General features: G+C 72.5%; 8 protein-coding genes. 4 read left to right on the top strand and 4 right to left on the bottom strand.

Annotated elements, in window-relative coordinates; translation table 11 throughout:
• The 4 genes from H305_RS0138540 to H305_RS0138525 form a co-directional block, all read right to left on the bottom strand.
• Positions 1-551 (bottom strand): 2-oxoacid:acceptor oxidoreductase family protein (locus H305_RS0138540; RefSeq protein WP_028805151.1); only part of this gene is annotated, 551 nt, incomplete at its 3' end.
• Between the two features lie 286 nt (positions 552-837).
• Positions 838-1497, bottom strand: a complete 660-nt coding sequence (locus tag H305_RS0138535) for a response regulator transcription factor (protein ID WP_324608135.1) — start codon at positions 1495-1497, stop codon at positions 838-840.
• Between the two features lie 706 nt (positions 1498-2203).
• Positions 2204-3568: a sensor histidine kinase gene (locus tag H305_RS0138530; RefSeq protein WP_028805149.1), complete on the bottom strand. Its 1365-nt coding sequence runs from the start codon at positions 3566-3568 to the stop codon at positions 2204-2206.
• 367 nt (positions 3569-3935) lie between these two features.
• Positions 3936-5195: a sensor histidine kinase gene (locus H305_RS0138525; protein ID WP_028805148.1), complete on the bottom strand. Its 1260-nt coding sequence runs from the start codon at positions 5193-5195 to the stop codon at positions 3936-3938.
• A 506-nt stretch (positions 5196-5701) separates the two neighbouring features.
• Between H305_RS0138525 and H305_RS0138520 the strand changes: the two genes are divergently transcribed.
• The 4 genes from H305_RS0138520 to H305_RS0138505 are packed head-to-tail and all read left to right on the top strand — an operon-like array spanning position 5702 to position 9259.
• On the top strand, positions 5702-6115 hold the full coding sequence (locus tag H305_RS0138520) for an NADH-quinone oxidoreductase subunit A (protein WP_028805147.1): 414 nt from the start codon (positions 5702-5704) through the stop codon (positions 6113-6115).
• On the top strand, positions 6106-6717 hold the full coding sequence (locus H305_RS0138515) for an NADH-quinone oxidoreductase subunit B (protein ID WP_028805146.1): 612 nt from the start codon (positions 6106-6108) through the stop codon (positions 6715-6717). The genes H305_RS0138520 and H305_RS0138515 overlap by 10 nt, the downstream gene beginning before the upstream one ends.
• A complete protein-coding gene (locus H305_RS0138510; protein ID WP_028805145.1) occupies positions 6714-8294 on the top strand; it encodes an NADH-quinone oxidoreductase subunit C in 1581 nt (526 codons plus the stop codon). Before H305_RS0138515 ends, H305_RS0138510 begins: the two co-directional genes overlap by 4 nt.
• On the top strand, positions 8291-9259 hold the full coding sequence (locus tag H305_RS0138505; RefSeq protein ID WP_028805144.1) for a complex I subunit 1/NuoH family protein: 969 nt from the start codon (positions 8291-8293) through the stop codon (positions 9257-9259). The genes H305_RS0138510 and H305_RS0138505 overlap by 4 nt, the downstream gene beginning before the upstream one ends.
• Positions 9260-9261: the final 2 nt, after the last annotated feature.

Here is a 9261-nt window from a genome sequence, read left to right as displayed (position 1 = left end):
TCGGCCTCCTTGCGCGAGAGCTCGAACTCCCTGAGCGCCTCGACCGTGAGCGTGGTCAGCGGCACCGGGTGGACGTTGAAGCCGTCCAGGGAGCCGTCCTCCAGCGGACTGTTCGCGTAGCCGACCTTCGTCATCGCCCGCTTGGTGAACTCGTCCGTGTTGACGATGATCTCCGCGCCGCGCGGCACGTCCCCGATGTTCGCCTTCAGGGCGGCCGGGTTCATCGCGACCAGCACGTTCGGCGCGTCACCGGGCGTGAGGATGTCGTGGTCCGCGAAATGCAGCTGGAACGACGAAACGCCCGGCAGGGTGCCTGCGGGCGCGCGGATCTCGGCGGGGAAGTTCGGCAGGGTCGAGAGGTCGTTGCCGAAGGAAGCGGTCTCGGAGGTGAAGCGGTCGCCGGTGAGCTGCATACCGTCACCGGAGTCCCCCGCGAACCGGATGATGACCCGGTCCAGCCGGCGGACGTCCTTCGTCCCGGCCGGTTTGCGCTGTTCCCCTACGACGGCTCCATCGGCATGCTCCGCTGGGCTACTGACCTGGCTCGTCACTGAACTGGACCTCCTTCGAGGCGGCTGTCGGGGAGCGGCCTTCCCGCAGACCTTCCCCTTTTCAACCCTACGTCGGTAAGGGTCGCCTTCCCGTGGCCATTCACATGATGGACATGAATCTGAGACGGTCCGGCACCCTGACTTGTCATGATTTACCCGCCCCCGGGTTCTTTCCTGGACGACGCTCCCGGCTCGTCCGTCGGTTCTGGGCTTGTTGTGGAGTTTCCGTGCGGCGGGACCCGTGCCGCGCGGAGCCTCGCCCCATAACTGACACAGTGTCAGCCCGTCATGAGTTCAGGTAGGTGAGCACCGCGAGAACACGCCGGTGATCCCCGTCACTCGGCGACAGCCCCAGCTTCAGGAAGATGTTGCTGACGTGCTTCTCGACGGCTCCGTCGCTGACCACCAGCTGCCGTGCGATCGCCGAGTTCGTCCGCCCCTCGGCCATCAGCCCCAGGACCTCCCGCTCCCGGGGGGTGAGCCCGGCCAGTACGTCCTGCTTGCGGCTGCGCCCGAGCAGCTGCGCCACGACCTCCGGATCGAGCGCGGTACCACCCTGGGCCACCCGCACCACCGCGTCCACGAACTCCCGCACCTCGGCCACGCGGTCCTTGAGCAGATAACCGACACCGCGGCTGGAACCGGCCAGCAGTTCGGTGGCGTACCGCTCCTCCACGTACTGCGACAGCACGAGCACACCGAGGCCGGGATGCGCCTTGCGCAGCTGCACCGCGGCCCTGACCCCCTCGTCGGTGTGTGTCGGCGGCATCCGTACATCGGCCACGACGACGTCCGGCAGCGCGTCCTGCGCCGCGAACTCGGTGACGGTCTTGATCAGCGCCTCACCGTCGCCGACGCCGGCCACGACGTCATGCCCGCGGTCCGTCAACAACCGGGTCAGGCCCTCCCTGAGCAGCACTGAATCCTCGGCGATGACCACCCGCACCCTGTCCTCCACGATTCTCGGCCCCCCAGAGCCCGTCCCCGGACCGGACCGAGGGTGTCCCGGCCCGTCCGGGATCCGCTCCCGGCCCGTGCCGGGTTCGTCCCCGCTCGTACGACAGACCCCAGCATTCCAGCATTCGGACCGGCCTGCGCCCGGGCAACGGGATTAGGAAGGCATGACTTCGGCTTTCGGCCGCCGTGCGACCGATAACGATCACTGGGCGCCCCGGTGGAGCGCCGGTTTCCGGCCCGTCCCGGACCAGAGGTGAGGCCTGACGAGCGCCCACCACCCACGGGACCCCACCCACGCATGAAAGGGGCCGTGCCGGTGGGCGCCGCGCACCCGGCCGCCCCTCGCCAACTGTCGCCACCCCGCGTGTCACGGAAGGGGCCGTGCCGGTGGGCATTGGGCACGTGGCCCGCCCCTCGCCTGCGGCCGCGACCCACTACCGCCCGCACCCGGCGTCTCACGGAAGGGGCCGTGCCGGTGAATCAAATGCCCGTTGCGGACGGCGCCACGCACCCACCGAGGACCTACCGGCACCGCTCCGCACGACGGCTGCAACGGGCGGATCACCGGCACGGACCCGACCCACCCACCGGACGGACCCGACCCACCCACCGGACGGGCGCGTACCCCACCCACCGGACGGGCGGCCCGGCCCAGGAAGGACACGGCCCCGCCGGCTGCGCGGGGGCGCCACCGCTCAGGCGCGCCAGGGCAGCTCCGCCGTGACGCGGGTCGGCCCGGCCACGGGAGAGTCCACCACCAGGATCCCGTCCACGGCGTCGAGCCGCTCCGCGAGCCCCGCGAGCCCCGATCCGGCGGAGACGTCGGCCCCGCCCATGCCGTTGTCGGTGACCTGCAGCATCAGCCGGTTCTCCACCCGCCACACGTCCACCGTGGCGCGCGTGGCCCGGGAGTGCTTGCTGATGTTCTGCAGCAATTCGGAGACGGTGAAGTAGGCGATCCCCTCGATCGCGGGGGCGGGCCGCGCCGGCAGATCGACCTCGACCTGCACCGGCACGGTGCAGCGGGAGGCGACCGCGGACAGTGCCGCGTCCAGGCCGCGGTCGGTGAGGACCGCGGGGTGGATGCCCCGGGCCAGGTCACGCAGCTCCTGCAGCGCGGTCTTCACCTCGCCGTGCGCCTCGTCCACCATCCGCGCCGCGGCCTGTGGGTCCTCCGTCAGCTTCTCCTTGGCCAGGCCCAGGTCCATCGCGAGAGCGACCAGCCGGGCCTGCGCCCCGTCGTGCAGATCGCGCTCGATGCGGCGCAGGTCCGCCGCCGCCGTGTCCACGACCACCCCGCGATCCGACTCCAGCTCCACCACCCGTGTCGCCAGCCGTGACGGACCGAGCAGCCCGTGCACCATCAGCCGGTCCACCGTCGTCAGGGCCCGCACGATCCACGGCGTGGCCATCGTGAAGAGCAGCCCCACCATCGCGGTGACCGCTATCTCGAACGGGTTGTCGAGGTAGACGGAGTGCGTCCCGTCGCCGTACAGCTGGAGCCCGCCCTGTCCCCCGTACATCGGGAAGAGCCAGAACCACAGCGGATAGGTCAGCATCAGCCAGCCGTACGACCAGAAGGTGACCGCCACCACGAAGGAGAACACCGACCACGGGAACTGGACCACCGCGTACAGCAGGTGACGCCACGACGTGCCGCTCTTGAGCATGGCGCCCATCCACGCGCCCGCTCCCCGCTTCTTCATCCGCAGCGGCTCCGGCTCGGCCACCTCGGCGCCGAGCAGCCCGCGTGCCCGCGCGCGCTCCAGTGTGCCGAAGCCGCGGCAGCCGGCGAGAGCGGCGGCGAGCACCGGGATCCCCACGAAGGTGACCAGCAGGCCGGCACCGAGCGAGACCATCGTGACGGCGAACGTGAACATGATGATCCCGAGCGGCAGGCTCAGCATCACGTAGCCGAGCTCCCGCCAGCTGCGGGCCTCGATCGGCGCCCGCAGCGCGGTCGGGAGCCGACGCCGCCGCTCACCGGCATCCGTCCCCCGGGAACCGGGCGCGCCGCGGTACCCGTATCCCTGTCCGTACTCCGTGGACTCCGTGGCCATCGCCCCGTCCGTTCTGCTCGTCTCGACCCGCTCGTCGGCTGGTGTCTCGACTCTGCTGCTCACGGCCTCCCGGGACCATGGAGCGCGTCGGCGTCTTGGGGCGGGGGTTTTCCCTACCCCGGCTGTGCACGGCGCGCTGCCGTACGCGTAGCCGTGCGCGGCAGCACGCCGTACGCGTTCTCCGGGGCGTCGGCGCGCACGGGGCCGCCGTCACCGGCGCGCGGCGCCCCCGCCGCGGGGTCGTCGACGCCGGGCGTCAGGGCGGACGGAGCCTCTGGGCGCGCGATGGCCCGGGCGCGGATCGCCCCGGGCCAGGTGGCATGGCCGGGCAGTGGCGGTGCCGTTCTCGACGGCGGTGCGCGGTGGCTCAGCGGACGGCGTCGTCGTGCCGGTCCCGCCACGGCAGTTCCGCCGTGACGACGGTCGGGCCGCCGGCCGGCGACTCGATGACGAACAGCCCGTCGACCGCGCCGAGCCGGTCCGCGAGGCCCGCCATCCCCGTACCGCCGTCGAGACTGGCCCCGCCGCGGCCGTCGTCCCACACCTGTATGAGCAGCCGGTCGTCCGTCCGCCACACGTCGACGGACGCGGACCGCGCCCCGCTGTGCTTGCTCACGTTCTGCAGCAGCTCGGAGACCGTGAAGTAGGCGATGCCCTCGATCGCCGCCGCCGGCCGTGTCTCCAGCTCGGCCGTCACCTTCACCGGCACCGTGCAGCGGGAGGCGACCGCGGACAGCGCCGCGTCCAGGCCGCGGTCGGTGAGGACCGCGGGGTGGATGCCGCGGGCCAGGTCGCGCAGTTCCTGGAGCGCGAGCTTCACCTCGCCGTGCGCCTCGTCGACCATGGCCGCCGCCGCGTCGGGGTCCTCCAGCAGCTTCTCCTTGGCCAGGCCCAGCCCCATCGCCAGGTTCACCAGCCGCGCCTGTGCCCCGTCGTGCAGATCACGCTCGATGCGACGCAGGTCCGCCGCCGCGGCGTCGACCACGACCCCCCGGTCGGACTCCAGTTCGGCGATCCGCCGCTCCAACTCATCGGAAGGCGACAGCAGCCCGCGGACCAGGGCCCGGTCCACGTTCGTCAGCGCCCGCGCGACGAACGGCAGCACCGGCCACAGCACGAACAGCCCCGTGAGCGTCACCGTGAAGGTGACGATGCCCCACGGCAGCCGGATGAAGGCGTACAGCACCGTCCGCCAGCCCACCGGGTCCTTCAGACTCGACCACAGCCAGCCGAAGAAACCGGTCCGGCGCACCGGCAGCGGGCTGGGCTCGTCGATCCGCAGCCCGAGCATCGTCCGGGCCCGCGCTCGCTCCGCCTTGCCCAGCTGACGAGCACCCCGCAGCCCGCCCGCGAGCAGCGGCAGCCCGACGACCGTCACGGCGAGCCCCGCACCCGCGGACATCAGCGTCACGACGTAGACGAAACCGACGAGCGCGACCGGCAGGTTGACCAGAAGGTACGCGATCTCCCGCCACGTCTGCGAGTCGTAGGCGAGGCGTGCGGGAGGCAGGCTGTCGCCGTCGGGACGTCCGCCGGACGGGCCGTCGTCCGCCGTGCCCGGCGGGCTGCCCGGCACAGCGCCGGAGGTTCTTCCCGGCGGGCCGGTGAGCGTGATGCGTTCGGTCATATCCGCAAGCGTGCCCGGCGGCGCGCCACGGCGCCATGAGGTGGGCCGCCCCGATGCACGGGGGAAAACCCCACCCCCGTCACGCCGGGGCCCGCGAGCTCTGAGTACGCACAGGGATGTACCCCTGTCTCCTCACGTCCCGCTCTCTGCTTCCCCGGCCCGGCCTCCGGTCCGGGCTTCCCCGGTGCCGCCTCCGGTCCCGGCACCCCCGGCCCCGCCCCGTCACGGTCCCCATCCGGACCGTCTCCGTCTCTGTCCTCGTCTCCTCGTCAAGAGACCGGCCCGCCTCCAGTCCATGGACTGTCCGCGCCCCGGGACGGGACCGGACGGAGCCGTCTCCTGGCCCGGTACTGCCCGTCCGCGGTGGTCCGAGCGTGACGGGCTGCTTACGGTCTCTTTAGCAGGCCCTAGACTCCCGTCCGTACAGATCGTCGAACAAGGCGCATCACGGAGTGCGCGACGGGCGCACGACGGGGCCCAACAAGGCCAGGGAGCGAGGGGCTGACGTGCCGGAACCGACCGTAGTCACGGCGACCGGGGCCGTCGTCGCGGCGGACTACTTCCAGTCCTACTCGGTGGTCGGACTGCTCGCCGTCGTGGGCGTGCTCTTCGTCGCCGTCGCCTTCGGGGCGGGACGCCTGCTGCGGCCCGTGGTCCCCACCCCGGAAAAACTCCTGACCTACGAGTGCGGTGTCGACCCCGTCGGCGAGGGCTGGGCCCACACCCAGGTCCGCTACTACGTCTACGCGTTCCTCTACGTCATCTTCGCCGTCGACTCGATCTTCCTCTTCCCCTGGGCGACGGTCTTCGCCGCGCCCGGCTACGGCGCCGCGACGCTCGTCGAGATGTTCATCTTCCTCGGCTTCCTCGCCGTCGGCCTGCTGTACGCATACAAGAAGGGCGTCCTGGCATGGACGTGACCCCCTCGACCCCCGAGCCCGTGCTGCTTCCCGAGCCCAAGCGGCTCGGTGCGCTGGCCCGCCTGGCGCCCGAGCCGATGAAGGTCGTCCTGAACTGGGGCCGCCGCTACTCGCTGTGGGTCTTCAACTTCGGCCTCGCCTGCTGCGCGATCGAGTTCATCGCCGCTTCCATGGCCCGCCACGACTTCATCCGCCTCGGCGTGATCCCCTTCGCGCCGGGTCCGCGCCAGGCCGACCTGATGGTCGTGTCCGGCACGGTCACGGACAAGATGGCGCCGGCCGTGAAGCGCCTGTACGAGCAGATGCCCGAGCCCAAGTACGTCATCTCCTTCGGCGCCTGCTCCAACTGCGGCGGCCCCTACTGGGACTCGTACTCCGTCACCAAGGGCGTCGACCAGATCATCCCGGTGGACGTCTACGTCCCCGGCTGCCCACCGCGTCCCGAGGCGCTCCTCCAGGGCATCCTCAAGCTCCAGGAGAAGATCGCCCGCGAATCGCTCGGCGAGCGCTACGGCTCCGGGGCGGACCGGCCGTCCGCCGCCGCGCTCCAGAGCGGCCTGGTGAAGCCGCCCGCCACGAACCCGAGGGAGGGCGACAGGTGACCGGCTGGCTCACCGCACCCGCCGAGGACCTCTTCGGCCCGGAGGCCACGGCCGACGAGTCGTACGACGTCCTGACGGTCGACGTGCCCCCCACCGCATGGCTCGCCGCCCTCGAGACCGCCCGGACCACGCTGGGCTGCACCTTCTTCGACTGGCTGAGCGCCGTCGACGAGCCCGGCACCGGCTTCCGTGTCTCGGCACACGTCGTGGCGCTGTCCCCGGTGCGCCGCCTGCTGGTCCGTACGACCGTGCCGCACGCAGCCGCCACCCTCCCCTCCGCCGTCTCCGTGTACGCGGGTGCCGCCTGGCACGAGCGCGAGACCCACGAGATGTTCGGCGTGACCTTCGAGGGCCACCCCGGCCTCGACCCGCTCCTCCTGCCCGAGGGCTTCGAGGGCCACCCCCTGCGCAAGGACTTCGTCCTGGCCGCCCGCGTCGCCAAGGCCTGGCCCGGCGCGAAGGAGCCCGGCGAATCGGAACACGGCGGTCCGAAGCGCCGCCAGATGCTTCCGCCCGGTGTCCCCGACCCCAACGAGTGGGGCCCCCTCAAGGGCCAGCTCCCGCCGGCCCCGGCCCGCCCGGCCCGGGGTGCCGCCCGCGCCGCCGGCGACCGCCCCGTACGCAGGGCCCGTACCGCGGGGGAGGGCTCGGCGAGCCAGACAGCCGCGGGAACCGGTGCGGCTGGTGCCGGCGCTGTCGCCGCCGCTGCCGCGGAGACGCCGGCTGCACCTCGGCGTGCCCGCAGCGCGAGCCAGGGCTCGGCTTCACAGCGCGCCGAAGCCCCTGCACCCGCCTCGGACCAGGCGTCCGCACCGGATCGGCACCTGGCTCCGGACCAGTCGGGTGCCTCTGAGCGGCCCAGCGCACCTGCCGGGCCGCGTCGGGCCCGCAGCGCGAGTCAGGGCTCCGCCTCGCAGCGCGCCACCGGAACCCAGGACGCCACCGGAACCCGGGACACCGGAACCCGGGACACCGGAACCCAGGACGCCACCGGAACCCGGGACACCGGAACCCCGGACGCCACCGGGCCGGCGCCCTCCGCCGAGGCGCCGGTTCCCGCCGCGCCGCCCACCCCCGAAGCGCCGGCCTCCGAAGCGGCCACCCGCGAGACGCCGGCACCGCCCGCCGCCTCACCCGCGGCACCCGCCGCGGCGGCGAGGCCCACCGCGTCGCGCAGCTCGGACGCACCCTGGCACCACGCCCGCCCCGCCTTCGACGAGGAACCGGAACGGAAACCGAAGCCGGAGCCCGAGCCGACCCCGGGTCCCGCGAACGCCCCCGAGCCGGAACCGCCGACAGCCCCTGCCGACGCCACCGAGCCCGATGCGGCGCCCCGGCGCACGCCGACACCCGGGCCCGAGGCGAAACCGGCGCCCGGGGCCGCCCCCGAGCCGAACGCGGCGCCGGAACCCGACGCGGCGCCGGAAGCCGACGCGGCGCCAGAACCCGACGTGACCCCGGAACCCCGGTCCGCACCGGACACGGCACCCGGTACCGGCACTGACACCGGCTCAGACCCCGACCCCGGCACAGACCCCGACCCCAACCCCGACGACCCCTCCGGAGGTACGCAGTGAACGACGCTCTCGACGTCGCCCTGCGACTCCTCGTCGTCTTCGTCGTGTTCCTGACCTTCCCCCTGATCGTCGGTCAGACCGAGCACAAGGTGATGGCCCACATGCAGGGCCGCCTCGGCCCGATGTACGCGGGCGGCTTCCACGGCTGGGCCCAGCTGGTCGCGGACGGCGTGAAGTTCGCGCAGAAGGAGGACGTCGTCCCGACGGGAGCGGACCGGCGCATCTTCCAACTCGCTCCCGCCGTCGCCCTCCTCCCGTATCTCCTCGTCCTGCTCGCCATCCCCATCGGCCCGGGCGAGGGCGCGGTCGGCGAGGCCGTCGACGCGGGCATCTTCTTCGTGCTCGCAGTGATGGGCGTCGGCGTCCTCGGCTCGCTCATGGCGGGCTGGGCCTCGGCCAACAAGTTCTCCCTCCTCGGCGGCCTCCGCACCGCCGCGCAGCTCCTCGCCTACGAACTCCCGATGCTGCTGGCCGCCGCCTCCGTCGCGATGGCGGCCGGCACCGTCTCCCTGCCGGGCATCGTGGACGCCTTCGAGTGGTGGTGGCTGCCCTGGCAGATCGTCGGCGCGATCGTGTTCTTCGTCGCCGGCCTCGCCGAACTCCAGCGCCCGCCCTTCGACATGCCCGTCGCCGACTCCGAGATCATCTTCGGCGCGTACACCGAGTACACGGGTCTGCGTTTCGCCCTGTTCCTCCTCGCCGAGTACGCCGGGATCGTCGTCCTGTGCGGGCTGACCACCGTCCTGTTCCTGGGCGGCTGGCACGGCCCCTGGGGCGCGGACGGTCTCGGCTGGGTCTGGACCCTGCTGAAGAGCGCGCTGCTCGCCTTCGTCGTGATCTGGCTGCGCGTCACCTACCCCCGCATGCGCGAGGACCAGCTGCAGAAGTTCTCCTGGACCCTCCTCGTGCCCCTCTCCCTCGCCCAGATCGCCCTCACCGGCATCGTCAAGGTGGTGATCTCCTAACC

It is taken from the genome of Streptomyces sp. 142MFCol3.1 (genome assembly GCF_000424945.1).
GTDB classification, from domain to species: Bacteria; Actinomycetota; Actinomycetes; order Streptomycetales; family Streptomycetaceae; genus Streptomyces; species Streptomyces siamensis.
The sequence above is the reverse complement of the archived record's forward strand: the minus strand, read 5'-3'. Positions and strand labels throughout refer to the sequence as shown.